General features: G+C 71.6%; 27 protein-coding genes and 1 pseudogene. 17 read left to right on the top strand and 11 right to left on the bottom strand.

Going from position 1 to position 24,396, the window contains the following annotated elements; all coding sequences use genetic code 11:
- The first annotated feature begins 3 nt into the window (after nucleotides 1-3).
- From HJG45_RS15775 to HJG45_RS15785, 3 genes are all read left to right on the top strand, one after another.
- Nucleotides 4-942 carry a GTPase gene (locus HJG45_RS15775; protein WP_171613057.1) on the top strand — a complete coding sequence of 313 codons (939 nt, stop codon included), beginning with the start codon at nucleotides 4-6 and terminating at the stop codon, nucleotides 940-942.
- Nucleotides 939-1,742 (top strand): AAA family ATPase, encoded by an 804-nt coding sequence (locus tag HJG45_RS15780; protein WP_171613058.1) that lies wholly within the window; start codon nucleotides 939-941, stop codon nucleotides 1,740-1,742. Before HJG45_RS15775 ends, HJG45_RS15780 begins: the two co-directional genes overlap by 4 nt.
- A 125-nt stretch (nucleotides 1,743-1,867) precedes the next feature.
- On the top strand, nucleotides 1,868-2,944 hold the full coding sequence (locus HJG45_RS15785; RefSeq protein WP_171613059.1) for an OmpA family protein: 1,077 nt from the start codon (nucleotides 1,868-1,870) through the stop codon (nucleotides 2,942-2,944).
- 48 nt (nucleotides 2,945-2,992) lie between these two features.
- Here HJG45_RS15785 and HJG45_RS15790 read toward each other — a convergent pair whose 3' ends face one another.
- Nucleotides 2,993-3,874, bottom strand: a complete 882-nt coding sequence (locus tag HJG45_RS15790; RefSeq protein WP_171613060.1) for an S-methyl-5'-thioadenosine phosphorylase — start codon at nucleotides 3,872-3,874, stop codon at nucleotides 2,993-2,995.
- A 248-nt stretch (nucleotides 3,875-4,122) separates the two neighbouring features.
- On the opposite strand from HJG45_RS15790, the gene HJG45_RS15795 reads away from it, so the two are divergent.
- Nucleotides 4,123-4,263 carry a hypothetical protein gene (locus HJG45_RS15795; protein WP_171613061.1) on the top strand — a complete coding sequence of 47 codons (141 nt, stop codon included), beginning with the start codon at nucleotides 4,123-4,125 and terminating at the stop codon, nucleotides 4,261-4,263.
- Nucleotides 4,264-4,349: 86 nt separating this feature from the next.
- Here the strand turns inward: HJG45_RS15795 and HJG45_RS15800 are convergent, their stop codons facing one another.
- Genes HJG45_RS15800 through petA form a run of 3 tightly spaced genes read right to left on the bottom strand, consistent with a single transcriptional unit; the run spans nucleotide 4,350 to nucleotide 6,965 of the window.
- Nucleotides 4,350-5,135: a cytochrome c1 gene (locus HJG45_RS15800; RefSeq protein ID WP_171613062.1), complete on the bottom strand. Its 786-nt coding sequence runs from the start codon at nucleotides 5,133-5,135 to the stop codon at nucleotides 4,350-4,352.
- The gene (locus HJG45_RS15805; protein WP_171613063.1) at nucleotides 5,135-6,406 is read right to left on the bottom strand and encodes a cytochrome b/b6; all 1,272 of its coding nucleotides are present in this window, start codon (nucleotides 6,404-6,406) and stop codon (nucleotides 5,135-5,137) included. The genes HJG45_RS15800 and HJG45_RS15805 overlap by 1 nt, the downstream gene beginning before the upstream one ends.
- A 10-nt stretch (nucleotides 6,407-6,416) precedes the next feature.
- The gene (gene petA / locus HJG45_RS15810; protein ID WP_171613064.1) at nucleotides 6,417-6,965 is read right to left on the bottom strand and encodes a ubiquinol-cytochrome c reductase iron-sulfur subunit; all 549 of its coding nucleotides are present in this window, start codon (nucleotides 6,963-6,965) and stop codon (nucleotides 6,417-6,419) included.
- 206 nt (nucleotides 6,966-7,171) lie between these two features.
- On the opposite strand from petA, the gene hemF reads away from it, so the two are divergent.
- From hemF to HJG45_RS15825, 3 genes are all read left to right on the top strand, one after another.
- Nucleotides 7,172-8,137, top strand: a complete 966-nt coding sequence (gene hemF, locus HJG45_RS15815; RefSeq protein WP_368040609.1) for an oxygen-dependent coproporphyrinogen oxidase — start codon at nucleotides 7,172-7,174, stop codon at nucleotides 8,135-8,137.
- Between the two features lie 40 nt (nucleotides 8,138-8,177).
- Entirely contained in the window at nucleotides 8,178-9,152 is a 975-nt protein-coding gene (locus tag HJG45_RS15820; RefSeq protein ID WP_171613065.1) for an NADPH:quinone reductase, read from the top strand.
- Nucleotides 9,153-9,227: 75 nt separating this feature from the next.
- The gene (locus HJG45_RS15825) at nucleotides 9,228-9,560 is read left to right on the top strand and encodes an FKBP-type peptidyl-prolyl cis-trans isomerase (RefSeq protein ID WP_171613066.1); all 333 of its coding nucleotides are present in this window, start codon (nucleotides 9,228-9,230) and stop codon (nucleotides 9,558-9,560) included.
- Between the two features lie 268 nt (nucleotides 9,561-9,828).
- On the opposite strand, the gene HJG45_RS15830 is transcribed toward HJG45_RS15825, so the two are convergent.
- Nucleotides 9,829-11,139: an MFS transporter gene (locus tag HJG45_RS15830; RefSeq protein WP_171613067.1), complete on the bottom strand. Its 1,311-nt coding sequence runs from the start codon at nucleotides 11,137-11,139 to the stop codon at nucleotides 9,829-9,831.
- A gap of 252 nt (nucleotides 11,140-11,391) precedes the next feature.
- On the opposite strand from HJG45_RS15830, the gene HJG45_RS15835 reads away from it, so the two are divergent.
- Entirely contained in the window at nucleotides 11,392-12,960 is a 1,569-nt protein-coding gene (locus HJG45_RS15835; protein WP_171613068.1) for an MFS transporter, read from the top strand.
- 21 nt (nucleotides 12,961-12,981) lie between these two features.
- Here the strand turns inward: HJG45_RS15835 and HJG45_RS15840 are convergent, their stop codons facing one another.
- The 3 genes from HJG45_RS15840 to HJG45_RS15850 form a co-directional block, all read right to left on the bottom strand.
- Nucleotides 12,982-14,535 (bottom strand): sodium:proton antiporter, encoded by a 1,554-nt coding sequence (locus HJG45_RS15840; protein ID WP_171613069.1) that lies wholly within the window; start codon nucleotides 14,533-14,535, stop codon nucleotides 12,982-12,984.
- Between the two features lie 226 nt (nucleotides 14,536-14,761).
- Nucleotides 14,762-15,247 (bottom strand): hypothetical protein, encoded by a 486-nt coding sequence (locus HJG45_RS15845; protein ID WP_217362940.1) that lies wholly within the window; start codon nucleotides 15,245-15,247, stop codon nucleotides 14,762-14,764.
- The gene (locus HJG45_RS15850) at nucleotides 15,244-15,825 is read right to left on the bottom strand and encodes a hypothetical protein (RefSeq protein ID WP_368040610.1); all 582 of its coding nucleotides are present in this window, start codon (nucleotides 15,823-15,825) and stop codon (nucleotides 15,244-15,246) included. The genes HJG45_RS15845 and HJG45_RS15850 overlap by 4 nt, the downstream gene beginning before the upstream one ends.
- Nucleotides 15,826-15,975: 150 nt before the next feature.
- Here HJG45_RS15850 and HJG45_RS15855 point away from each other — a divergent pair, with 150 nt between their 5' ends.
- The 6 genes from HJG45_RS15855 to HJG45_RS15880 all read left to right on the top strand — a co-directional run bounded on the left by HJG45_RS15855 (nucleotide 15,976) and on the right by HJG45_RS15880 (nucleotide 20,038).
- A complete protein-coding gene (locus HJG45_RS15855) occupies nucleotides 15,976-16,614 on the top strand; it encodes a 50S ribosomal protein L25/general stress protein Ctc (RefSeq protein WP_171613071.1) in 639 nt (212 codons plus the stop codon).
- 16 nt (nucleotides 16,615-16,630) lie between these two features.
- A complete protein-coding gene (gene pth, locus HJG45_RS15860) occupies nucleotides 16,631-17,206 on the top strand; it encodes an aminoacyl-tRNA hydrolase (RefSeq protein ID WP_171613072.1) in 576 nt (191 codons plus the stop codon).
- Nucleotides 17,206-17,676, top strand: a complete 471-nt coding sequence (locus HJG45_RS15865) for a hypothetical protein (RefSeq protein WP_171613073.1) — start codon at nucleotides 17,206-17,208, stop codon at nucleotides 17,674-17,676. The genes pth and HJG45_RS15865 overlap by 1 nt, the downstream gene beginning before the upstream one ends.
- A gap of 254 nt (nucleotides 17,677-17,930) precedes the next feature.
- Nucleotides 17,931-19,025 (top strand): redox-regulated ATPase YchF, encoded by a 1,095-nt coding sequence (gene ychF, locus HJG45_RS15870; protein ID WP_171613074.1) that lies wholly within the window; start codon nucleotides 17,931-17,933, stop codon nucleotides 19,023-19,025.
- Nucleotides 19,026-19,043: 18 nt separating this feature from the next.
- Nucleotides 19,044-19,520 carry an MgtC/SapB family protein gene (locus HJG45_RS15875; protein ID WP_171613075.1) on the top strand — a complete coding sequence of 159 codons (477 nt, stop codon included), beginning with the start codon at nucleotides 19,044-19,046 and terminating at the stop codon, nucleotides 19,518-19,520.
- Between the two features lie 80 nt (nucleotides 19,521-19,600).
- Nucleotides 19,601-20,038 (top strand): MgtC/SapB family protein, encoded by a 438-nt coding sequence (locus tag HJG45_RS15880; RefSeq protein WP_171613076.1) that lies wholly within the window; start codon nucleotides 19,601-19,603, stop codon nucleotides 20,036-20,038.
- 22 nt (nucleotides 20,039-20,060) lie between these two features.
- Here the strand turns inward: HJG45_RS15880 and HJG45_RS15885 are convergent, their stop codons facing one another.
- Together HJG45_RS15885 and HJG45_RS15890 are read right to left on the bottom strand one after the other, a co-directional pair.
- The gene (locus tag HJG45_RS15885; protein ID WP_171613077.1) at nucleotides 20,061-20,504 is read right to left on the bottom strand and encodes a hypothetical protein; all 444 of its coding nucleotides are present in this window, start codon (nucleotides 20,502-20,504) and stop codon (nucleotides 20,061-20,063) included.
- 41 nt (nucleotides 20,505-20,545) lie between these two features.
- Nucleotides 20,546-20,773, bottom strand: coding sequence for a DUF4169 family protein (locus tag HJG45_RS15890; protein ID WP_171613078.1), 228 nt, complete (start codon nucleotides 20,771-20,773; stop codon nucleotides 20,546-20,548).
- Between the two features lie 39 nt (nucleotides 20,774-20,812).
- On the opposite strand from HJG45_RS15890, the pseudogene HJG45_RS15895 reads away from it, so the two are divergent.
- The 3 genes and pseudogenes from HJG45_RS15895 to HJG45_RS15905 all read left to right on the top strand — a co-directional run bounded on the left by HJG45_RS15895 (nucleotide 20,813) and on the right by HJG45_RS15905 (nucleotide 22,708).
- Nucleotides 20,813-21,484, top strand: a pseudogene (locus tag HJG45_RS15895) (dienelactone hydrolase family protein).
- A 78-nt stretch (nucleotides 21,485-21,562) separates the two neighbouring features.
- On the top strand, nucleotides 21,563-21,718 hold the full coding sequence (locus HJG45_RS15900; protein WP_171613079.1) for a DUF3309 domain-containing protein: 156 nt from the start codon (nucleotides 21,563-21,565) through the stop codon (nucleotides 21,716-21,718).
- A 168-nt stretch (nucleotides 21,719-21,886) separates the two neighbouring features.
- Nucleotides 21,887-22,708, top strand: coding sequence for an FkbM family methyltransferase (locus HJG45_RS15905; RefSeq protein ID WP_171613080.1), 822 nt, complete (start codon nucleotides 21,887-21,889; stop codon nucleotides 22,706-22,708).
- A gap of 41 nt (nucleotides 22,709-22,749) precedes the next feature.
- Here the strand turns inward: HJG45_RS15905 and HJG45_RS29460 are convergent, their stop codons facing one another.
- Nucleotides 22,750-24,264: an AAA family ATPase gene (locus tag HJG45_RS29460; protein WP_171613081.1), complete on the bottom strand. Its 1,515-nt coding sequence runs from the start codon at nucleotides 24,262-24,264 to the stop codon at nucleotides 22,750-22,752.
- Nucleotides 24,265-24,396: the final 132 nt, after the last annotated feature.

Below are 24,396 nucleotides of genomic sequence, written 5' to 3' on the forward strand. Positions count from 1 at the left end.
CGCATGCAGCTGCGCCTGTTCCGCGCTCCGAGGATGGCCGAGGCGATGGCGCAGCTGCGCGCCGCCCTCGGCGAGGAGGCGGTGATCCTCGAGACACGCCGCGTCGCCGGCGGGGTGGAGGTGACGGCGGCCCTGGCCGGGCCGGACGAGGCGGCGGAGGAGCCGGAGCCCTGGCTCATCCCGCCCACGCCGCCGGTGGTCCAGGCGCCGCCGGCGGATCCGGCGCTCGCGCGGCTGCTGGCGCGGCACAACCTGCCGCCGACCCTCGGCGCGCGCCTGAGCGGTGGCGCCGGGCTGGAAGCGGCGCTCGCCGCCTGCCTCGGCTTCGCCGGCCTGCCGGACGCGACGGCGCGGCCGCTGCTGTTGGCCGGGCCGCCGGGCGCGGGCAAGACGCTCTCCTGCGCCAAGCTGGCAACGCGCGCGGTGCTGGCCGGCCGGTCGCCGCTGGTCATCACGACGGATGGCCAGCGGGCCGGCGCCGCCGAGCAGATGGCGGCCTTCACGCGCGTGCTCGGCCTGACGCTCGCCGTGGCGCCGCAGCCCGGCACGCTGGTCAAGGCGCTGGCGCGGCGGCAGCCCGGCCAGCCGGTGCTGATCGACACGGCGGGCTGCGATCCCTTCGATCCGGCGCAGGCGGCGGCGCTGCTCGGGCTCGCGCGCGCCGCCGGCGCCAGCATCCTGCTGGTGCTGCCGGCCGGGCTCGATCCGGCGGAGGCGGCGGAGACGGCCCGCGCCTTCCTGGCCCTCGGCGCCCGGCACCTGCTGCCGACGCGGCTCGACGCGGCGCGCCGCCTGGGCGGGGTGCTGGCCGGCGCCGCGGCGGGACTCGCCCTGACGGAGGCGGGCATCGGGCCGGACCCCGCCGGGGATCTGGTACCGGTCGATCCCGGCTGGCTCGCGGCGCGGCTGCGGCGCGCCTTGCATTCTGAGGAGGTGGCATGACGCAGGCAGCCGAGGATGTCGGGACGCGACAGTTGCATGACGGGCCGGTTGTTCCCCGCCTGATCGCCATCGCCTCAGGCAAGGGCGGCGTCGGCAAGACCTGCCTGGCGATCGGCCTTGCCCAGGCGCTGGCCCAGGCGGGGCGGCGGGTGCTGCTGGTCGATGCCGATCTCGGCCTCGCCAATGTCGATGTGCAGCTCGGCCTCGCCCCGGGCGCCGATCTGGCCGCGGTGCTGGCCGGCCGGCTGAGCGCCGCCGCCGCGGCGGTGCCGCATGAGGCGGGCTTCGCCGTGTTGCCCGGCCGCTCCGGCTCCGGCGCCCTGGCGGGACTCGATGCCGCCATGCTCGGGCGGTTGGAGGTGGCGCTCGGCGCGGCGACCGAGGCATTCGACCTGGTGCTGCTCGATCTCGGCGCCGGGCTCGATGCCTCGGTGCGGCGCCTCGCCGCCCTGGCCGAGCTGCTGCTCGTCGTGGCGACGGAGGAGCCGACCAGCCTCACCGACGCCTATGCCGTGGTGAAGCTGCACCGGCGCGACCGTTCCGGCGGCCTGGCGCGGCTGGTGGTGAACCAGGCCAGCGACCGCGCCGCGGGTGAGCGCACCTGGCGGACGCTCGACCAGGCTTGCAGCCGCTTCCTCGGCGCCGGCCTGCCGCTGGCCGGGGTGGTGCGCCGCGACGCGCGCGTGCCGGATGCGATCCGGCGGCAGGTGCCGCTGCTCACCCGCCATCCGGGTTGTGCGGCGGCACAGGATATCATGCATCTGGCGAGAGCCTTGACGGCATGCCCCCTGGCGCCGTGACCACACTCCTCCCCGTTTTGCAGGCGCGAAGGAAATTGCGTTGCGCTTTCGTGAGTTCCGGGGAGTATGGGGCTTCCAATCCCTTGCTTTCGGGCGGGCGCCCCTGCCTCGCCCCGGAGTTGTCGATGACGTTCCGCCGCCTTCTCCTGGCCGCCACCCTGGTTGCGGCGCCCTTTGCCGTTGCCTGGGCGCAGCCCGTGGAGGGACTCTATCTGGGTGCCGGTGCCGCCCTCTCCTTCACGCCTGACCTGAACGACCATGGGGTGCGGCTCAACACGCAATCGCCCGGGCCCGGCGGCGTCCTCTCGCTCGGCTGGGGCTTCGGCAATGGCTGGCGGGCGGAGATCGAGGGCAATTACCGGTCCGAGCAGGTCGATCATCTCAGCCTGAACGGCGTCCGGGCAGGCAGCTCAGGCACCTATGCCCGCTACGGCGTGATGGCGAACATGCTCTTCGATTTCGACCTGTCCGGCTTCGGCATCGCGCCCAGCACCTACCAGCCCTATCTCGGCTTCGGCGGAGGCTATGTCTGGAACGAGATCCGCAACGCCCGGATGCAGCTTGGCGGCAGCGGCTTCCGCATCGACGACACTGATCCGCAATTCGCCTACCAGGCCATCGTCGGCGGCGCCATCGGCCTCGGCAGCATGGTGCCGGGCCTGTCGCTGACCGCCGAGTACCGCTTCCTCGGCACGCTCGACCCGAAGTTCAACATCAACCGCACCAGCGGGCCGGCGGTCCCCAGCGTTCCCGGCAATTTCGAGCCCGGGAACGTCAATCACTCCGTTCTGCTCGGCCTGCGCTACGCCTTCAACCCGCCGAGGCCGGCCACGCCAGCCCCCGCCCCGCTCCCGGCCGCGCCGATGGAGACGACCCGCACCTATCTGATCTTCTTCGACTGGGACCGTGCCGACCTGACCGAGCGCGCCCGGCAGATCATCACCGATGCGGCGGGCGCCGCGCGGCGGGTGCAAACCACCCGGATCGAGGTGGCCGGCCATGCCGACCGCTCGGGCACGCCGCAATACAACCAGCGCCTGTCGCAGCGCCGCGCTGAGGTCGTCGCCAACGAGTTGGTGCGGCAGGGCATCCAGCGCGAGGAGATCGAGGTCACCGCCTTCGGCGAGACCAAGCCGCTGGTCCCGACCGCCGACGGCGTGCGCGAGCCGCAGAACCGCCGAGTCGAGATCGTCCTGCGCTGAGAGAGGGCACCGAAGGGAGGGATGGGGCCGCCCTGCGGCGGCCTCGCCTCAGCCCAGCACGCGGCCGGCCACGGCATCCAGCTTCGCCAGCAGCGCCGGGTCGCGCATCTCGGGCGCGGTGATGATGGCATGGTCGAGCGCCCGGTCGCAGCCGGCGGGGCACGGGCCGCGCGGCGCGCCAAGGGCCGGCACCACGGCCTTCACCAGCGCCTTGGCCTTGTCGGCATTGCCGAGCAGGACCTTCACCACCTGATCGACCGTGACGTGGTCGTGCTCCGGGTGCCAGCAGTCGAAATCCGTCACCATGGCGACCGTCGCGTAGCAGAGCTCCGCCTCTCGGGCGAGCTTCGCCTCCGGCATGTTGGTCATGCCGATGACGCTGCAGCCCCATTGCCGATACAGCTCGCTCTCCGCCTTGGTGCTGAATTGCGGCCCCTCCATGACGAGATAGGTGCCGCCGCGCGTCACCGGCAGGGCGAGGCCGCGCGCCGCCGTCTCCAGCGCATCGCCGAGGCGCGGGCAAACGGGATGCGCGACGGAGACATGCGCCACGCAGCCGGTGCCGAAGAAGCTCTTCTGCCGGGCGAAGGTGCGGTCGATGAACTGGTCGATGATGACGAAGTGACCCGGCGGCAGGTCCTCGCGCAACGAGCCGACAGCGGAGAGGGAGAGGATCTCGGTGCAGCCGGCCCGCTTCAGCGCGTCGATATTGGCGCGGTAGTTCAGCTCGCTGGGCGGCGTCGGATGGCCGCGACCGTGGCGGGGCAGGAAGACGCAGCGCACGCCCTCGAGCCGGCCGAAGAGCAGCGCATCCGAGGGCGCGCCCCAGGGCGTCTCCACCCGCCGCCATTCCCGCTCCTCGAGCCCGTCGATGTCGTAGAGGCCGGAGCCGCCGATCAGGCCGATGACGGGGGTGATGCGGTCGGACATGGTGGGGCCTCCGGTTGGGCGCGGCTTCGGGGATGAGCTGCCGGTTCTAAGCGGATCGCGGGAAGGCGTGAACGCCCGGACGCATGAATACGATCTTGCAACCACAACCACTGCCATGGAACGGATCGCCCCTGGCCACGCTGCGGCAGCCTGTGTCGTCGGCGATGGGCGATGCCTGCCGCAGCATGGACATGGCATGATCACGGCGAATCGCGCGCCGGCTGGTCCGTATTCGAGGAGTGAGCCCTTTGTCCCGTGTCCTGAGCCTGGCCGCGCTGCTGCTGCCCATTCTTGCCGCTTGCGACCGGCCGCCCTCGCCGATCCCCGATCGCGGCATCGAGCGCGGCACCGCCCTGCCGCCGCCCGGGCTCACCCCGCCGGCCCGCTGAACCGCTTCGATCACGGTCCCGGAATTGCCGAGGGCCGCACGAGGCGGCCCTTGGTCATCGTCCGAAGCTGGCAATGACACCGCAGCTCAGTGCACGTCCGACCAGACCTTGCGCTTGATCGCATAGGCGAAGCCGCCAAGGATGACCAGGAAGATCACCATCTTCACGCCCATCGCCTTGCGCTGCTCAAGCTCCGGCTCGGCCGCCCAGGTCAGGAATTGCGACACGTCGCGCACCATCTGCTCGACGGTCGGCTGCGTGCCGTCGGTGTACTCGACCTGTCCGTCGCTGCTGAGCGGCTGCGCCATGGCGATCTGATGGCCGGCGAAATACTTGTTGTAATTCATGCCGGGCATGAGGGTGACGCCGGGAGGCGGATCCTCGTAGCCGGTCAGCAGGGCGTGCACGTATTGCGCGCCGCCCTCGCGGGCCTTGGTGATGAGCGAGAGGTCCGGCGGCAGGGCGCCGTTATTCGCCGCCCGGGCGGCCTGCTCGTTCGGGAAGGGGCTGTGGAAGCGGTCCGAGGGCCGGCCCGGCCGCTCGAACATCTCGCCCTCGTCGTTCGGCCCGTCCTTCACCTGCACGCTCGCCGCGATGCCGCGCACCTGCGCCTCGGACAGGCCGAGCTCGCGCAGGTTGCGGTAGGAGAGCAGGTGCATCGAGTGGCAGTTCGCGCAGACCTCCTTGTAGACCTGGAAGCCACGCTGGGCCGAGGCCCTGTCGAAATGCCCGAACAGCCCGTCGAAGGAGAAGTTGACATGCGGTAGGGCCTCCCCCCCGCTCGCGGCGCGGGCCGGGAGGGTGCCGAGGCCGGCGCCGGCGAGCAGGCCGGCAGCGACCACGACGGCCTTGAGGGTAGCCTTCACCGGCATCACGCCTTCTCCATGGGCTTGCTCATGGCCCCGACCGGCAGCGGCCCGCCGCCGCGGAGAACGGGCCGCGCGATGCTCTCCGGCAGCGGCAGCGGCCGCTCCAGCCGGCCGAGCAGCGGCAGGATCACGAGGAAGTAGAGGAAGTAATAGGCCGCCGCCACGCGGGCGATGGTGACGAAGGGCTCCTCGGGCGGCTTGCCGCCGCAATAGAGCAGCACGAAGAAGGCGATCAGCCACAGGAAGAGGAAGATCTTCGCCACTGGCCGGAAGCGCATGGAGCGCACCGGCGAGGTGTCAAGCCAGGGCAGGACGAAGAGGATGGCGATCGAGCCGAACATCAGGGCGACGCCGCCGAGCTTGTCCGGCACCGCGCGCAGGATGGCGTAGAAGGGCAGGAAGTACCATTCCGGAACGATATGAGCCGGCGTGACCAGCGGGTTGGCCGGGATGTAGTTGTCCGGATGCCCGAGCATGTTCGGGAAGAAGAAGACCAGGATGGCGAAGACCACGAAATAGGCGATCAGCCCGACGCTGTCCTTGGCCGTGTAGTAGGGGTGGAAGGGCACCGTGTCCTGCGGTCCCTTCGGGTCGATCCCGAGCGGGTTGTTGGAGCCCGTGATGTGCAGCGCCGCGACGTGCAGGAAGACGACGCCGAAGATCACGAAGGGCAGCAGGTAGTGCAGGCTGTAGAAGCGGTTCAGCGTCGGGTTGTCGACCGAGAAACCGCCCCAGAGCCAGGTCACGATGTCCGGCCCGATCAGGGGCAGTGCGCTGAAGAGGTTGGTGATGACCGTCGCGCCCCAGAAGGACATCTGGCCCCAGGGCAGCACGTAGCCCATGAAGGCGGTGGCCATCATCAGCAGGAAAATGACGACGCCGAGCATCCAGAGCAGCTCGCGCGGCGCCTTGTAGGAGCCGTAGTAGAGGCCGCGCCAGATATGGATGTAGACGACGATGAAGAACATCGAGGCGCCGTTGGCGTGCACGTAGCGCAGCAGCCAGCCGAAATTCACGTCGCGCATGATGCGCTCGACGCTGTCGAAGGCCATGCTGGTGTGCGGCGTGTAGTTCATCGCCAGGAAGACGCCGGTCGCGATCATGATCAACAGGTTGACCATGGCGAGGGCGCCGAAATTCCAGAAATAATTGAAGTTCCGGGGCGTCGGGAACGTCCCGTACTCCTTCTGCATCATCGTGATGACGGGCAGGCGCGCGTCGATCCAGCGGAGGACCGGATTGGCGACGTCGCTCTCGTGCAGTCCGCTTGCCATTGCCTGCTCCTCAGCCGATCCGGATCTTGGTGTCGGTTTCGAAGGCGTAGTCCGGGATCGCCAGGTTGGTCGGCGCCGGCCCCTGCCGGATCCGCCCCGAGCTGTCGTAGGCGCTGCCGTGGCAGGGGCAGAACCAGCCGTCGAAGGGCCCCTTGGGATCGGTCGGCTTCTGGCCGAGCGGGACGCAGCCGAGATGCGTGCAGATGCCGATCATCACCAGCCATTCGGGCTTCTTCACCCGGCTCTGGTCGGTCTGCGGGTCGCGCAGCTGGTCGAGCGGGACCGCGCGGGCCTCGTCGATCTCCTTCTGCGTTCGGTGACGGATGAAGATCGGCTTGCCGCGCCAGACGGCGGTGATCGCCGAACCAACCGCGATCGGCGCGATATCGACCTCGGTGGTGGAGAGGGCGAGGACGTCGCGGGCGGGATTCATCGAGCTGATGAAGGGCCAGACCAGCGCGCCGACACCCACGGCGGCGAAGGATGCCGTCACCAATTGCAGGAAGTCGCGCCGGGTCCCGCCATCCTCCGGCGCTCCCGGCGCCATACTATCGGCCATGCCTCTTCGTCCCTGACCTCGGCCGCGCCCGCGTCCCGAGGCGGGACCGGCGGGAACCGACATGCGTTTGGCGTTGCGGGCGCCGCCGGCCCGGGCATGGCCGGGCCTGCGCTACCCTTACGCGACGCGCCGCATATAAAGGGAGGGCGCATGGGGTGGCAATCCACTGGAACCGCAATAGAACCTCGATGGTGCAGGAGGATGCCGTGACCAACGCCTCGGAATCGGCCTTCGGGGCCGCCCTAGGGGCCCCCGCTGGCGCCGCCGCGGAAGGCACGCCCGGACCGGCCGGCGCGGGGCCGGCCTCGCACCCCCTCGCCGCCCGGGCCCGCGCCTGGTTCGAGCGGCTGCGGGACGAGATCGTCGCCGCCTTCGAGTCGATCGAGGATGCGCTGGCGGAGGGGCCGCATGCCCGCCTGCCCCCCGGCCGGTTCGAGCGACGCCCCTGGCAGCGGCCGGAGGGCGGCGGCGGCGTCATGGGCCTGATGCGCGGCCGGGTGTTCGAGAAGGTCGGAGTCAGTGTCTCGACCGTCCATGGCGAGTTCTCTCCCCAGTTCCGCCAGCAGATCCCGGGGGCGGAGGCGGATCCGCGCTTCTTCGCCACCGGCATCTCGCTGGTGGCGCATATGCGCAGCCCAAGGGTGCCGGCGGCGCATTTCAACACCCGCTTCCTGGTGACCACCCGGCCCTGGTTCGGCGGCGGCGGCGACATCACGCCGATGGCGCTGGAGGCGCCCGAGTCGGTGGCCGATGCGGCCCGCTTCCACGGCGCCTTCCGGGAGGCCTGCGATCGGCACGACCCGGCCTACTACCCGCGCTTCAAGGCTTGGTGCGACGAGTATTTCTTCCTGCCGCATCGCGGGGAAACCCGCGGCCTCGGCGGGATCTTCTTCGACTGGCTGGGCGACCGCACGCCCGGCCACGGGCTGGAGGCCGATTTCGCCTTCGTTCAGGATGTCGGCCGCGCCTTCCGCGACGTCTATCCGGCCATCATCCAGGACCGGATGCATGAGCCCTGGACGGCGGCGGAGCGCGAGCACCAGCTCATCCGCCGCGGCCGCTACGTGGAGTTCAACCTGCTGCACGACCGCGGCACGCTGTTCGGCCTGCGCACCGGGGGCAATGTGGACGCCATCCTGATGTCCATGCCGCCCGAGGCGAAATGGCCCTGACGGCGGCCCTGGCCCGGCAACGATACGGAGGAGACGAGGCATGAAGGCCGTTTGGTACGACCGCAACGGCGGGTCCGAGGTGCTGCAGTATGGCGAGCTGCCCACCCCCTCCCCCGGCCCGGGCGAGGTGCTGGTGCGCCTTGCCACCTCCGGCGTGAACCCTTCGGACTGGAAGACCCGCCGCGGCTCCCGCCCCATGGCCTTCCCGCGCGTGGTGCCGCACAGCGACGGCGCCGGGACCATCGAGGCGGTCGGCGAGGGGGTCGACCGCGCCCGCATCGGCGAGCGGGTCTGGATCTGGAACGGCCAGTGGAAGCGCGCCTTCGGCACCGCGGCGGAATACATCGCCCTCCCCGCCATCCAGGCGGTGCCGCTGCCCGAGCATGTCCCCTTCGATGCTGGCGCCTGCCTCGGCATCCCGGCGCTGACCGCCCTGCAGGCGGTGCTGACCGATGGCGGCGTGACCGGCCAGGCGGTGCTGGTCACCGGCGGCGCCGGCTCGGTCGGCCATTACGCCATCCAGTTCGCCCGGCTGCTGGGCGCGGCCCAGGTGATCGCCACTGTCAGCTCGGAGGAGAAGGCGGCGCATGCCCTCTCGGCCGGGGCCGATGCGACCGTCAATTACCGCAGCGAGGACGTGCCCGAGCGGGTCCGCGCCCTCACCCGCGGCGCCGGGGTGCAGCGGGTGGTCGATGTCGACCTGTCCTCGACGGCGGCGCTGCTGCCCGGCCTGCTCGCGCATGGCGGGATCTGCGCCGCCTATGGCTCGAACGGCCCGGATGCGACGATGCTCTTCGGCCCGGCGATCATGCGCGGCATCGCGATTCGCTGGTTCATCGTCTACGAGCTCACCCCGGCGCAGCGCAGCCTGGCGGTGGAGACGCTGCAGGCCTGGCTGCGCGCCGACCTGGTGAGGCATGCCATCGCCGCCCGCGCGCCGCTGGCGGATTGCGCCCGGGCGCATGACGCCGTCGAGGGCGGGCGGCATATCGGCAATGTCGTGCTGGACTGCTGACGCCGGGGCCGGTTGGCGCACTGGCGCTGCCGGCCTCCGCATGCTTGACCGGGGCGAGACCAGGAGACGAGACGCATGAGCGATCAGAAGCAGGGTACGGGAGCGACGGCGGAAGCCGGCAAGCTGGTCACGGTCCATTATACCGGCTGGCTCTACGATGCCGGCGCGCCGGAGACCAAGGGACGAAAGTTCGACAGCTCGCGCGACCGCAACGAGCCCTTCCAGTTCCAGCTCGGCGCCGGCGAGGTCATCGCCGGCTGGGACCAGGGCGTGGCCGGGATGCAGGTCGGCGGCCAGCGCCGCCTCACCATCCCGCCCGAGCTCGGCTATGGCGCCCGTGGCGCCGGCGGCGTCATCCCGCCGAATGCCACGCTGGTCTTCGATGTCGAGCTGCTCGGCGTCGACTAGACCATGATCCGCTCACAGAGGGTCATGGATCATGGTCCAGGCCGTTGCTTGATCGCGTGATTCTCGCTTTTCGGTGAGTCCACCTCAAGCGATCACGCTCTAGACAGCCGGCGCCACCGCGCGCGGGGCGGTCTTCAAGCGTCCATCAAAACCGTCGCTGCCCGTTGTCCTGCCGCGGCTTTGCCGCAGCAGGCTGTGACGGGTCTTGGGGCAGGAGGGGACTCCATGGAACCCCTGCAAAGCCGCGAAGCGATTTTGCGGGGGGTTCTTAAGCAGGCCGCCCGGCGGTCGTGAAGCGCTCCACCGCCTCGCCGCGCCGGTAGACCAGCAGCGTCGCCAGCACCCCGCAGGCGCCGCCGAAGGTCAGCCACAGGCCGGGCGCGGCGCGGTTGCCCGTCGCCTCGATCAGCCAGGTCGAGACCAGCGGCGTGAAGCCGCCGAAGAGGGCGGTGGCGAGGGAATAGGCGAGCGAGAAACCGGCAGTGCGCACCGAGGCCGGCACCACCTCGGTCAGCGCCACCACCATGGCGCCGTTGTAGCTGCCATAGAGGAAGGATAGCCAGAGCAGCGCCAGCAGCATGTTGGCGAAGCTCGCATGCGCGACCAGCCAGGCCAGCACCGGATAGGCCGTCAGCATGGTCAGCGCCGAGAAGCCGAGCAGCAGCGACCGTCGCCCGATGCGGTCGGACAACGCCCCCATCACCGGCAGCCAGATGAGGTTCGAGAGGCCGACGCAGAAGGTCGCCAGCAGGCTGTCGGCCTGGCTCAGATGCAGCACCGTCCGGCCGAAGGTCGGCGTATAGACCGTGATGGTGTAGAAGGCGACGGTCGTCATCGCCACCAGCAGCATGCCGAGCAGGACGATGCGCCAGCCGCGCGCCAGGGTGCCGAGCACCTCGCGCAGCCCGGGCCGGTGCGCCTGCCGCTGGAAGGCCGGCGTCTCCTCCAGCGAGCGGCGGAGATAGAACAGCACCGGGATGATCAGGCAGCCGATGAAGAAGGGCACACGCCAGCCCCAGGCGGCGATGGCGGGGGCATCGAGCACGCGGCTCAGCGCGAAGCCAAGCGCCGCGGCCAGCATGATCGCCACCTGCTGGCTGCCCGACTGCCAGGCGACGAGAAAGCCCTTGCGCCCCGGCCGCGCCATCTCCGCCAGGTAGACCGAGACGCCGCCGAGTTCGACCCCGGCCGAGAAGCCCTGCAGCAGCCGTCCGGCCAGCACCAGCAGCGGCGCCAGCAGGCCGATCGTCGCATGGCCCGGCGTGCAGGCGATCAGCACCGTGCCCACCGCCATCAGCAGCAGGGTGAGGATCAGGCCCTGGCGCCTGCCGATCCGGTCGATATAGGCGCCGAGCAGCACGGCCCCGAGCGGCCGCATCAGGAAGCCGGCGCCGAAGGTGGCGAAGGTCAGCATGAGCGAGGCGAACTGGCTGCCAGCCGGGAAGAAGGCGTGCGCGATGTCGGTCGCGTAGAAGCCGAACAGGAAGAAGTCGAACATCTCGAGGAAATTGCCGCTGGTGACGCGCAGCACCATGGCGAGCGTCGAGCTACCGCGCTCTGCCTCCGCCGCTTCCGCCATGGCACGCCTCCTCTCCCGCCCGGTCTGCGCCGCCATGGCCGCGACCGAATGGGAGAGCATGCGGCCGGGCCGCCGCAACCCGCATGGCGAGGGGATTGCCCTGCCGCAATGCAGTGCGCGTTTTGCGGCGCGGCGCCGCGCGGGCTGGCCGGATGCGGATTCCGCCGCCATCGTCGCGGCGCGGTCGGGCGGCCGTCCGGGACTGTCCGCCCATATTGTCGCCTTGGATGGCCGAAGACTGGAATTACCCCCATGCCCGCCAATGACCTCCCGCCTAGCCTCGTCCTGAAGGAGAGCCCGGCCGGTCCCGCCACGCCTGCATCCGCGGCCACGACGCCCCCGGCGCGCGAAGCCCCCCCGCCGGAGCGGCAGCGCTCGCCCTTCTTCACCCTCTTCCCCTCGATCGTCCTGCCGATGTTCCTGGCGATCGTCGACCAGACGATCATCTCCACCGCCCTGCCGGCGATCGGCAGCGCGCTCGGCCAGGTGGAGCGGCTGTCCTGGATCGTCGTCGCCTATCTGGTGGCCAATACCATCGCCGCCCCGGTCTATGGCCGGCTCGGCGACGCCTTCGGCCGGCCGCGCCTGATGTTCGTGGCGCTCGGCATCTTCCTCCTGGCCTCCGCGCTCTGCGCCATGGCGACCAGCGTCGAGATGCTGGCGGCCTCCCGGATGCTGCAGGGGCTGGGCGGCGGCGGGTTGATGACCCTCTCCCAGGCGCTGGTCGGCGAGGCGGTGCCGCCGCGGGATCGCGGCCGCTACCAGGGCTATCTGGCCGGGGTGATGGTTTGCTCCAGCACCTTCGGGCCGGTGGCGGGCGGCTTCCTGACGCAGCATTTCGGCTGGCGCTCGGTCTTCCTGGTGAACCTGCCGATCGGCCTGCTGGCGGCGCTGCTGCTGCTGCGCCTGCCGCGGCGCGGCGGCAGCGGCGGCCGGGCGCGCTTCGACCGTCTCGGCCTCGCCCTCTTCGTGCTCTTCATCGCGCCGATGCTGCTCGCCCTCGAGGAGGTGCAGCGCTTCGACCTGCGCTCCCTCCTCGTCGCGCTCGGCCTCGCCACCCTCTCCCTCACCGCCCTGGTCCTGCTGCTGCGGCAGGAGAAGCGGGCGAGCGCCCCGCTGCTGCCGATCGCGCTGCTGCGCCAGGGGCCGATCTGGCGCGCCGATGCCATGGCGGCCTGCCACGGCGCGGCGCTGGTCTCGCTCTTCACCTTCCTGCCGATGTACCTGCATGTCGTGCGCGGCACCTCGGCGGCCGAGACCGGGCTGCTGCTGCTGCCGCTCACCATCGCCATCGGCTTCGGCTCCCTGGTCACCGGCCAGCTCGTCAGCCGCAGCGGCAGGACAGCAATCTTCCCCTCCCTCGGCCTCTGCCTCGCCACCGCGACGCTGGTCGGCCTCGGCCTCTGGGCGCCGCATCTCAGCACCCGCGCGGTCGCCTTCGGCTTCGGGCTGAACGCGCTCGGCATGGGCACCGTCATGGGCGTCGTGCAGGTGATGGTGCAGAACGCCGCCGGGCCGCGCATGCTCGGCGCCGCGGCCGGGTCGGTGCAGTTCTCCCGCTCGGTCGGGGCGGCGCTCGGCACGGCGCTGGTCGGCACGGTGCTCTTCGCCACGCTGGCCCTGCAGGGCAGCGGCTCGGCGGAGTTCTTCGTCGACTTCATCCGGCACGGGTCGGAGGCTCTCGCGGCCATCCCGGCGGCGACGCGGGCGCAGCTGCAGGCGGATATCGCCCGCGCCTTCAGCAACGCCTTCCTCACCGTCGCCGGCTTCACCGCCTGCGGCGCCGTGCTGGCATGGTCGATGCCGGTGCGGCGGATCTGAGCGGCCCGGTCGCGGGCCGTTCTACTCGGCCCGCAGCGCCTTGACGCGGGGATCGGCCGAGAGCTCGAGAAGGTCGATCTCCTCCTCGATGACGTGGAAGGCGTCGTCGCCGATCGCGCCGGCCGAGCGCAGCGCCGCCAGGCGCCGGCGCTGCGCCACAACGGCCTCGCGCTGCCGCTGCCAGAGCGCCTCGCCGCTGCCATCCGCGGGGCGCAGCCGCGCGGTGTATTCCTCGCGCAGCAGCGTCGTGGCCGCATCCGCCGGCGCCTGGGTCAGCACGGCGAGCGCCGCCTCGGCGGTCTCCCGCCGGGCCAGCTCCACCTCCCGCTCGACCGCCCCGTCATCCGGCAGGCAGAGCCGCTCCATCAGCCAGCGCAGCGTCATGCCCTGCGCCACCAGCGTCACCAGGGTGACGGCGAAGGCGGTCAGCAGGATCAGGTCGCGATAGGGGAAGGGTTCCGGCAGGGCCAGCGCGGCGGCGAGGGTGACGATGCCGCGCATGCCGCACCAGGAGATGATGACGCCACCCTGCCAGCTCGGCGCCTGCAGTGGGCGCGGCGGCCGCGGCATCGCCATGCCGAAATGCCGGATTTTCCAGCGGATCACGATGTTGTAGCCCATCACCCAGAAGACGCGGACGAGGATCACCGTGGCGCAGGCCGCCGCGGCGAAGCCGAGGTCGCGCCAAGTGCCGCCGTCCAGCCGGTGCAGGATGCCGCGGAGCTGCAGCCCGATCAGGATGAAGGCCAGCATGTTGAGCGCGAGGACGGCGACATCCCATACGGCGTAGGAGGCGATGCGGTGCCGTGCATCCGAGTGCAGCGGCGCCCAGCGCGCGATGGCGATGGCGTTCGCCACCATGGCGATGATGGGCGAGACGCCGAGCCGCTCGGCGAGCACCCACAGCGCGAAGACGCCGAGGAATTGCAGCAGGATGGAGATCGCCGTCTCCTCGATGAAGACGGCCAGGCGGATATAAAGCCAGGCCCAGGCGGCCCCGAGCGCGGCGCCGCCGCCGCAGGTCAGCAGCAGGGTCGGGAGCAGCGCCGCGCCGCTGAAGGCGCCGGTCACCGCGGCCCCCACCGCGACGCGATAGATCAGCAGGGCGGAGGCATCGTTCAGCAGGCTCTCCCCCTCCAGGATCACCAGCACCCGGTGCGGCGGGCGGAGCTGGCGCAGCACCGCCGTCGCGGCCGAGGCGTCGGGCGGCGCGACGATGGCGCCGAGCGCGATCGCCGCCGCCCAGGGCATCCCCGGCTCGATCCAGCGCGCCATGGCGGCGACGGCAAAGGCGGTGCAGAGGACGCAGACCACCACCAGCCCTGCGACCGGCAGCCAGTTGTCCTTCAGGTCGCGCGGCGAGGCATCATAGGCGGCGTCGAGCAGCACGGGCGCGACGAACAGGGCGAGCGCCAGCTCGGGATCGAGCGTCACCTCCGGCAACCCCGGCACCACCGCGCCGAGGGTGCCGGCCAGCGCCATCAGCGCCGGATAGGGGATCTGCAGCCGCCGTGCCGCGAGGCTGAGCAGCGCCCCCGCCAGCAACAGGGCGATGACGATCTCGAAGACCAGCATGCGGGCCTCCCGGGCACGGCCGCGATGAGGGCAGGACGAAGGGCATCGCCTGGGCGGATGTTGCAGGGTGGCCCCTGCCCGGAGCCGGCCGTCATCCTGGCGCGATCAGCCGCCATGCGCATCGGCCATCCGGGCGAGACGCCAGCGCCGGCGCCGCCTGGCCCGCCCACCGCGGCGAGTCGTCCCGCGGCGCCGCGGCCTGCCCCGGTCCTTTCCCTGGGATGACCTATTGCAGGCTGCCCCAGCGCTCCACCGCCGGCTCCGCCGCCGCCCAGCGCCAGCCCGTCTCCTGGCGGCAGAGGCTGGTGACGTACCACTCGCGGGTCAGCTTCGCGCCCTCGCCCTCATCCACCGAGAAAAGGATTTCGCGGCAGGTGGCGAGCGGCGTCTCGATCACTCGCAGCACCCGGACCTCGCCCTGCTCGTTGCCGATCGGCAGGCTGTGGCGGACCTGCCAGGGCCGCGCCTCGCCGATCGGCGCCTCGCCGGCCGCGAGCGCGATCGCCTCCTGCTCCGAGGTGTGCCAGCGGCGGGTGAGGCGGCGCCAGCCCCAATTGGCCACGGCATTGGCGCCGACGCCGACGGCCACGCCGAGCGCGGGATTGCCCGAGCCGGCCGCCGCGGCCGTGCCGGTCGCCGCGCCCACGATATCGCCGAAGGAGCTGCAGCCGCCGAGCAGCGAGGCGGCGAGCAGCACGGCCGGCAACCTCATTGCAGCGAGCCCCAGCGCTCGGTGGCCGGCTCGGCCGTGGCCCATTTCCAGCGCTCGCCGTCGCGGCAGATCGCGGCGAGGTAGAAGGCCTTGGTCAGGTCCTTGCCGCTGCCCTCCTCGACCGAGAAGACGATCTCCTTGCAGTCCAGCGGGCCGGTGCTGATCACCCGGCTGACCGCCACCTGGCCCTGCTCGTTCGGTTCGACCGGAACGGTGTGGTTGGTCTTCCAGGAGGCCGTGCCGCCAACCGGCAGCGGCCCGGCGGCGGCGGCGATACGGTCCTGCTCGGCCCGGTGGGTGCGCCGCTGGGCGTATTGCAACCCGGCGCGGCCGAGCGCCTGCACCCCGAGGCCGATGCCGGTCGTCACCGCCGGGTCGGCGCCGACACCGCTGGCGACGCTGGCGCCGAGGATGCCGGCCACCGTTGAGGTGGTCTCCGTCAGCAGCGCCTGGCAGCCTGGCAGGAGAAGCAGGAGGGCCAGCAGCGCCAGGACGGGCGGCCGGGGGAGCAAGGCGGAGTGCGGCATCGCCGGCGGCAACGCGGGCGGCAGGTGGCGGTTCGCCAGCGCCAGGCACACGCGTGGCCCTTCCTTCCGGCTTTCCATTGCCCTCCCCTCCATGATCCGCTAATGCCGCCGCTGCGCCGGCACCCCTGGAGGCCGGCGCAGCCATGTCCGGGCCCTGGCGCCTCGGGATGGCCATTCTTCCCGAGCAAGCGGAGTTCGACCATGGTCCAAACAATCCGGATCGAGGCCGAGGCGCGCGAGCGGGCCGGTAAGGGGGCGGCGCGTGCGACCCGGCGTGAGGGGCTTGTCCCCGCAGTCATCTATGGCGCGAAGCAGGAGGCGACGCTGGTCGCGCTCGACCCGCGCGACGTGATGAAGGAGCTGCACAAGGGCGGCTGGCAGGGCCACCTCTACGAGGTGGCGGTGAAGGGGGGCGACACGGTCCGCACGCTGATGCGCGACGTGCAGTTCCACCCGGTGACCGACCGGCCGCTGCATGTCGATTTCCAGCGCGTCGCGCCGGGTGCCCGCATCCGCGTCCGCGTGCCGGTGACCTTCCTCAACGAGGAGAGCTGCCCCGGCATCAAGGAGGGCGGCGTGCTGAACATCGTCCGCCGCGAGATCGAGGTGCTGGCCGATCCGGATGCGGTGCCGGAGGCCTTCGAGATCGACCTCGGCGCGGCGACGATCGGCGATTCCCTCCGCTGGTCGGCGGTGAAGGACCGCTTCGGCACCCGCTCGGTGATCGACCGTGACTTCGTCGTCGCCACCATCGCCCCGCCGACGGTGGCCGAGGACGTGGTGGCGCCGGCTGAGCCGGCCCCGGCCCCGGCGGCGCCCGCCAAGGGCAAGAAGAAGTAAGCAGGCGGGCCGGGCCATGATGCTCTGGGTGGGGTTGGGCAATCCCGAGCCCTCCCAGGCACGGCACCGTCACAATATCGGCTTCATGGCGCTGGACGCGATCGCCCGCCGCCATGCCTTCTCCCCCTGGCGGCAGCGCTTCAAGGGGATGATCGCCGAGGGTCTGGTCGGGCGGCAGAAGATCCTCGCCCTCAAGCCGCTCACCTATATGAACGGCTCGGGCGAAGCGGTGCAGCCGGCCGCCGCCTTCCACAAGATCGCACCCGACGGTATCTGGGCCTTCCATGACGAGCTCGACCTCGCCCCCGGCAAGGTCCGGGTGAAGCGGGGCGGCGGCGCGGCCGGCCATAATGGGCTGCGCGACATCCAGCGGGCGCTGGGCACGCCCGACTTCTGGCGGGTCCGGCTCGGCATCGGGCATCCCGGCCACAAGGACCGCGTGACCGGCCACGTGCTCGGCAATTTCGCCAAGGCCGATGATTGGGTGGCGCCGCTGCTCGATGCGGTCGCGGAGGCCGCGCCGCTGCTCGCCGAGGGCAAGCCGGAGGAGTTCATGACCAGGGTCGCCTTCCTCACGCAGGAGACGCGGTGATGGAACCGGAGGAGGTTGCCGACTTCGCCGCCGGCATGGGCGGCCCGGGGCCGGAGGATTTCGCCAATGGCGCCGCGCTGCTCGCCGCCGCCCTGGTGCGCGAGGCCGGTGCCCTGGCGGCTGCCGCCGCGTCGCTGCGCAACGCGGCGGCGGTGGTGCCGGGCGACCCAACGGGCGGGCCGCTTTCCGATATCCGCCGCCAGCGCGGCGCCATGGCGGCCTCGGGCGATGCGGCGATCCGGGCGGCCCTGCTGCTCGAGGCGGCGGAGGTGATCGGACCAGGCGGCGAGACCAGGGCACTGGCCGAGCGGATCGCCACCTCGGCGCGGCGGGCCGGCGTGATGGCGGAGGCGCTCGTGCCCTCGCTGCGCGCGGCGGCGCTGGCGCCGGCGACGGATGATGGCGCGGCCCGCATCGCCGCAGCCAGCATCGCCGCCGCGCTCGCCGCCTCGCTGTCGGGAAGCCGCTAAGCGTTACAAACTGTGGACGGGCGGGCTCGCCCGACGCGGACGGCATGCGGTGGCGACCGTGGCCCGCTTGGCGCCGCCATGCAGGGACGGGCGCGGGCCGCGGCCGCCCGACACGAAATCGGCGCCCGACATCACTGGGGCGTTGTCACCCCGGCCGTGCAGGGCCAAACCGCTTCACATTATCGATTCGGAGAGGCGCGTCACGGCGCCGGGCCCCTGCCCTGCCGCGATCCGCTCCAGCTCAGGAGGTTGCATTGGGCTTCAACTGCGGCATCGTCGGCTTGCCGAATGTGGGAAAATCCACTCTGTTCAACGCGTTGACCGAGACCGCGGCGGCGCAGGCAGCGAATTACCCCTTCTGCACCATCGAGCCCAATATCGGCCGCGTCGGCGTGCCCGATCCGCGGCTCGACACGCTCGCGCGCATCGGCAAGAGCCAGAAGACCGTCCCGACCAGCCTGGAGTTCGTCGACATCGCCGGCCTCGTCCGCGGCGCCAGCAAGGGCGAGGGGCTGGGCAACCAGTTCCTGGCCAATATCCGCGAGGTCGACGCCATTGTGCACGTGCTGCGCTGCTTCGAGGATGGCGACGTCACGCATGTCGAGGGCAGCGTGGATCCGGTGCGCGATGCCGAGACGGTCGAGACCGAGCTCATGCTCGCCGATCTCGAGGGACTGGAGAAGCGCGCCATCGGCCTCGGCAAGCGGGCCCGCGGCGGCGACAAGGAGAGCCAGCAGCAGCTCGCCCTGATCGAGCCGATCGTCAAGGCGCTCCAGGAGGGCCGGCCCGCCCGGACAGCGGTGCCGAAGGGTGAGGAGGCGGCGGCGGCGCGGCTGCAGCTGCTGACCACCAAGCCGGTGCTCTATGTCTGCAACGTCGAGGAAAGCTCGGCCGCGACCGGCAACGCGCATTCGGCGCGGGTCTTCGAGATGGCCGAGCGCGAGGGCAACCGCGCGGTCGTCGTCTCGGCGGCCATCGAGGCCGAGATCAGCCAGATGCCACAGGCCGATCGCGGCGAATTCCTGGCGAGCCTCGGCCTCGAGGATAGCGGCCTCGACCGGGTGATCCGCGCCGGCTACGCGCTGCTCGGCCTGCAGACCTACTTCACCGTGGGCCCCAAGGAGGCGCGCGCCTGGACCATCACCCGCGGCACCAGGGCGCCGCAGGCGGCCGGCGTCATCCATGGCGACTTCGAGCGCGGCTTCATCGCCTGCGAATGCATCGCCTATGACGACTACGTCGCCCTCGGCGGCGAGCAGGGCGCCAAGGAAGCCGGGAAGATGCGCGTCGAGGGCAAGGACTACGTCGTCCGCGACGGCGACATCCTGCTCTTCCGCTTCAACGTCTGAACCGCCGGGCCGGGCATCATGGAAGGGCTGCTCCGCTCGATCCTCGGCGACACCACCATCGCCGGCCTGCCCCTCGCCTTCGTGCTCGGCGCCCTGGTCGGCGCCGAGCGCGAATGGCGGCAGAGCAATGCCGCTGGCCTGCGACCCTGCGTGCTGATCTGCGTCGCCGCGGCGGCCTTCGCCGACCTGATGACGACGCGCGTCGATCCCTCCAATCTCGGCGCCGGCTTCGGCGCGGTGGCGACCGGCGTAGGCTTCCTCGGGGCGGGCGCCATCATGCGGGAGGGGGCAAGCATCCGCGGCCTTTCGACCGCCGCGACCATCTGGTGCGTCGCCGCCATTGGCGCCCAGGCCGGCGCGCAGGAGACGGTCGGCGCCATCTGGCTCACCATTCTCGTCCTGCTGATCAACCTGCTGCTGCGGCCGGTGCAGCGGCTGATCCGTCGCAGGCGACCGCCGAATCCCTCCCCCGAGGATCGGGCGCTCGAGGGCTGAGCCCGGGCTGCAGCCATCACGAGGAAGGGATCGTTGCCGGGACGGCTTCGCGTGCCGCGTGGCGGATGCTTCGCTGCGGCATGTCCAATGCCTGGGAAGATTCTCTTGCCGTCCTCCTGGCCTTCATCCTCGGCGCGGCCATCGGGGCGGAGCGGGAATGGCGGCGGCACCCGGGCGGGCTGCGCTCCTGCGCCCTGGTCGCCGGGGCGGCCTGCGTCTTCGCCCGGGTGGCGGTGAGCCATGGCGGCAGCAATCCCGGCGCCGCGCTCGGCTCCATCGCCACCGGCGTCGGCTTCCTCGGCGCCGGCGTCATCCTGCGCCGCGGCATGACGGTGCGCGGCCTGTCGACAGCCGCGACCTTCTGGGCGGTGGCGGCGGTAGGCACCGCCGCCGGGCTGCTCAAGCCCGGCCTCGCCCTCAGCCTCACCCTGCTGGTCTTCTTCGCGCATGTGCTGCTGCGCCGCCTCTCGAGCTGGATCGAAGACCGGGCGCCGCCATCGCAATCCGGGCCGCGCTGAGGCGCCGCGCCGGGCCCGGGCCTCAGCCGCGCTTGGTCATGATCACGGCGTAGCTGCACAGCCCGTTGCGGTGCTCGCCGAGGAAGCGGCCATCGGTGAAGGTGCCGCTGGTGGCGATGGTGCGGTCGAGATTGTCCGACACGCGCAGGTCCCCCGCCTCCCCCACCGTCCCGGTCAGCACGTGCTGCGTCCGCGGGTTCATCAGCAGCGTGGCGCGCCCCTGCTTCACGGTGAGGGTCCGGTCGGCCATCGGGGCCTGCGGGCAGGCGCGGGTGCGGTCGGGGTTCAGCGTGAACTTGCCGGCATAGGTGCCGTCGAACTCGGTCACCGGCGGCCGCGGCGCGCTGGCCTGCGCCGGACGATCGGGCCGGTCGGCATCGGTCGCCGCGGGGATGACGGTCTCGTTCGCGCAGGCGGCGAGCAGGCACGGCGCCAGCAGCGCCGGGATCAGGATGCGGACAGTCATGGCAATCTCCGTAAGGCTGGTGCGGCAGCGGCGCCGATCCCTCAGGCCGGCCCGTCTTCCGCTGGCGTGTCCTCCGTTGGCGCGCCCGTCTCCGGCGTGTCCCGTCGCGCCCCTTCGAGCAGCGCCCGGCGACGGGCCTCGGCCCGCCGGTCATTCTCCTTCTCGGCCGCGTCGCGGCCGTGCCTGGCCCGGTTCGCGGCGGCCTGCGTCGCGGCCTCCGCCTTGGCCCGGGCCTTCCGCACGCGGTTCAGGTTGACGACATCGCCCATGGCCGCAGGATAGCCCGGTGCAACCCGCGGGGGAACGCCATGACCATCGAGCTGACGGCCGCCGACGGCCATACCCTCTCGGCCTATGTGGCCGGGCCGCAGGATGCGCGGCGCGGCCTGGTGGTCGTGCAGGAGATCTTCGGCGTGAACCGGCACATGCGCCGCGTTTGCGATGACTTCGCGTAGCAGGGCTATGCCGTCATCTGCCCGGCGCTGTTCGACCGGACGCAGCGCGGCGTCGAGCTCGGCTACGGGCCGGAGGACGTGACCCGCAGGCGCGACCTGCGCGGCACCATCGATGCCGGCAAGACGGTGCTCGACATCCTCGCCGCCGCCGCCGCGCTGCCGAAGGCGGCGAAGCGCGGCATCGTCGGCTATTGCTGGGGCGGCACCGTCGCCTGGCACGGGGCGACCCGCACCAGCGCCTTCGACGCGGCGGTCGGCTGGTATGGCGGCGGCATCGCCGCGGCCAGGGACGAGACGCCAACCTGCCCGGTGCAGCTGCATTTCGGCGAGACCGACGCCTCCATCCCGCTCGCCGATGTCGAGGCGATCCGCCAGGCGCGGGTCGGCAAGGCGCCGCCGGTCGAGATCTTCGTCTACCAGGGCGCCGGCCACGGCTTCGGCTGCGAGGAGCGCGGCAGCTACGTGGCGAAGGATGCGGCGCAGGCGCAGGAGCGCACGCTGGCCTTCTTCGCGCAGCATCTGTGAGAACCGGCGGGCTTCGCGGAAACCGGCGCGCCGGGCTCACGTTGCAGGCCCGTTCCAGACCGGCGCGGGAGGCGCGAGATGAGTTCGACGCTGCTGCTGATCATCCTCATCATCCTGTTGCTCGGGGCGCTGCCGACCTGGCCCTATAGCCGCGGCTGGGGCTACTTCCCCTCTGGCACGCTCGGGCTGATCGTGGTGGTCCTAATCATCCTGGCGCTGATGGGCCGCATCTAGAGCGTGATCGCTTGAGGTGGGATCACCGAAAAGCGTGAATCACGCGATCAAACAACGGCCTAGATCGTGATCCGTGAACTGTGTGAGCGGATCATGGTCTAGCGCCCTCCACGGCGGGCATGGCAGGTCGCCCGGCATCCCGGCGGCGATTGCGGAAGAGGCAGAAGCATGGACCAGGGGCTGCAGGAACGGGTGCTGCGCATCGGCGGCAGGGCGTGGCGCGTTGCCGGCCTGGCCGAGGACAGCTTCTTCCAGCACGCCGAGAGCCATGTCGCCGGCATGGCCGAGCTGGCAGCCGTTGCGGCCGCGGTCCTGCCGCCAGACGGCGCCGTGCTCGATATCGGGGCGAATATCGGTCTGTCGGCGCTGGCGCTGGCGCCGCTGGTGCCGCGCGGGCGCATCCTGGCCATTGAGCCCTCACCAGGCTCGGCCATGGCGCTGCGGCACAGCTTGGCCCTGAACGGGCTCGGGGAGCGCGTCACGGTCGCCGAGATGGCGCTCGGCGCCGCGGCGGGCGAGGCGGAATTCCACGATGCCGGCCATTCCGCCGGGGCGCATCTGCTCGATCCTGGCACGCTCGGCGGCGCGGCGCTGCCGAAGCGCCGGGTCCCCATCGGCACGGTCGATTCGCTGGTGGCGGAGTATGGGCTCGACCGGCTGAACTTCGTGAAGATCGATGTCGAGGGTTTCGAGACGGAGGTGCTGGACGGAGCGCGGTCCACCCTGGCGCGCTTCCGGCCGCTGGTCTTCGTCGAGTTCAACGCCTGGACCCTGCAGTGCAACCGCAACGCCAACCCCAGGGCGGTGCTGGAGGACTGGCTGGCGCGCTTCCCGGTCGCGCATGTGCTGCGCGGAGCGGAACCGCCGCTGCGTATCGGGCCCGATACGCTGCTCGCCGTGCTGCACGACCATCTGGTGCTGCGCGGCTGCGCCGACGAGCTCGTTCTCGGCTTCGACGAGGGCTGGGTGGAGCGCTGGCGCCCCGCCTGACGCTTCCTCCTGAAGCCGCGCCGACGGCTCCAGGGGATCGCTCAGTGGGCGACCTGCAGCGCCTCCTCGGCCGCGATGCCGAGGCATTCCTCGATCTGCGCCCGCAGCCGGCGCAGGTTGCGGTGCTGCGCGAAGCTCCGCTTCAACGCCCGTTGCGCCTCGATGCCAAGTGCCGGCAGGTCGCGCGCCGGGCAGCCGATATCGGCGGCGATGCCCGCCAGCAGCCCGGCCAGCGTGCCTTCGAAGGCAGAGGCGGGCGGCGGCTGCACATGGTGCACCGAGAGGCGCGAAAGCAGCGGCGCCGGGATGCCGCGCGTCTCGTTCGCTGCCATCACCCAGACCACATGCCGCAGATCGGCCGTGGTGCGGAGGCATTCGTCGAACCAGTTGGCGGCACTCTCCGGCTCGATCATGGCGAGCAGCGTGTCATGCGCCCGGCCGTTGCTGTCGCGCTGGCCGCCGGCCTTCTCGATCTCGTCGAGGAAGAGCACCGGGTTCGGCGCATGCAGCCGGGCGAGTTCGGCGACCGGCCAGGCGGGCGTCGCGGCCGACCAGCCGCGCGCCGTGCCCTGCAGGCAGCGATTGTCCGTCGCACCGCCGAGGTTGAGGCCAGCGAAGGGCAGGTCGAGGACCTGGGCCAGCCGGCGGGCGAACCAGGTCTTCCCGATGCCGGGCGCCCCAACCAGCAGGATCGGCCGGACCCGCGGCGAGGGCCGGCCGGCATGCGCGGCGAGAGCGAGGGTGCGGCGGATCTCCTTCAGCGGCGCGGCGAAGGCCGGCGCCTGCTCCGCAAGCTGGTCGATGCGTCGCCCGGCATCGCGCGGCACCTGCCGCAGCGGCATCGGTGCGGTCAGCGGCTGGTAGGAGAGCCATTCGACGCGGTCGTTCGGCGGCTCGAAGGGCTGCAGCACCCGCACGGCGTTCGGCAACGGCTTGGGCCGTGGGGGCGGGGGCGGCTCGGCCGCGACGGGCGCCGGCGCCACGGCGGCCGGCAGGCCCAGCGCCTCCGCCAGGCGGCGCTGCAGCGGCCGGCTGCTATCGGGTCCCTGGACATGGCGCAGCCAAAGATCGGCGGAGAGGCGGCTGGCGAGCACGAAATGCCGTAGCCGCGCGGGATTCGCGGCAGCGGCGCCGAGGCCGCGCGCCTCGCTGTGCAGCCGTTGCTGCAGCGCCTCGATGCAGCTCATGGCGCCGAGGCGCGAGAGCGGGCCACCGCGCTCGGTCACGATCCGGGTCGCGGCGAGGACGAGATCGGAGCCCTGGGCGAAGCGGGCGGCGATGGCGCCGAAGCGCAGGGCGAATTCCAGCAAGCCGGCATCGTCGCCGGCCTGCAACGGCCCCTCGCCGATACGGGAGGGAAAGAGCGGGGAACGGAGATGGTCGAGCAGCGCCGCCTCGAGCGCCACCAGCTCCTCGCGCTCGATGGCGAGCCAGAGCCAGAGCGGCGGCGTCCTCTCATCCCCGAAGAGGAGCGCGGAGCCCTGCGGCGTCGTTTCGTTTGTCTGGCAATCGGTGGATGCGGGCACGACGTGGCTGTCAATCTGCGTATCGGGCACGGGCGGAGCTCGCTCCCTAAATTCACGAACTTGAGAGACTAGAGAACATGGTCCTCATACATTTGTGAATACAATTCTACGAAACGAAAGCGGAATGAATTCCGTGGTTGCAACGTGGCGGGAGCCGTCCGT

The sequence above is a fragment of the Roseicella sp. DB1501 genome (assembly GCF_013112485.1).
Classification (GTDB): Bacteria; Pseudomonadota; Alphaproteobacteria; order Acetobacterales; family Acetobacteraceae; genus Paracraurococcus.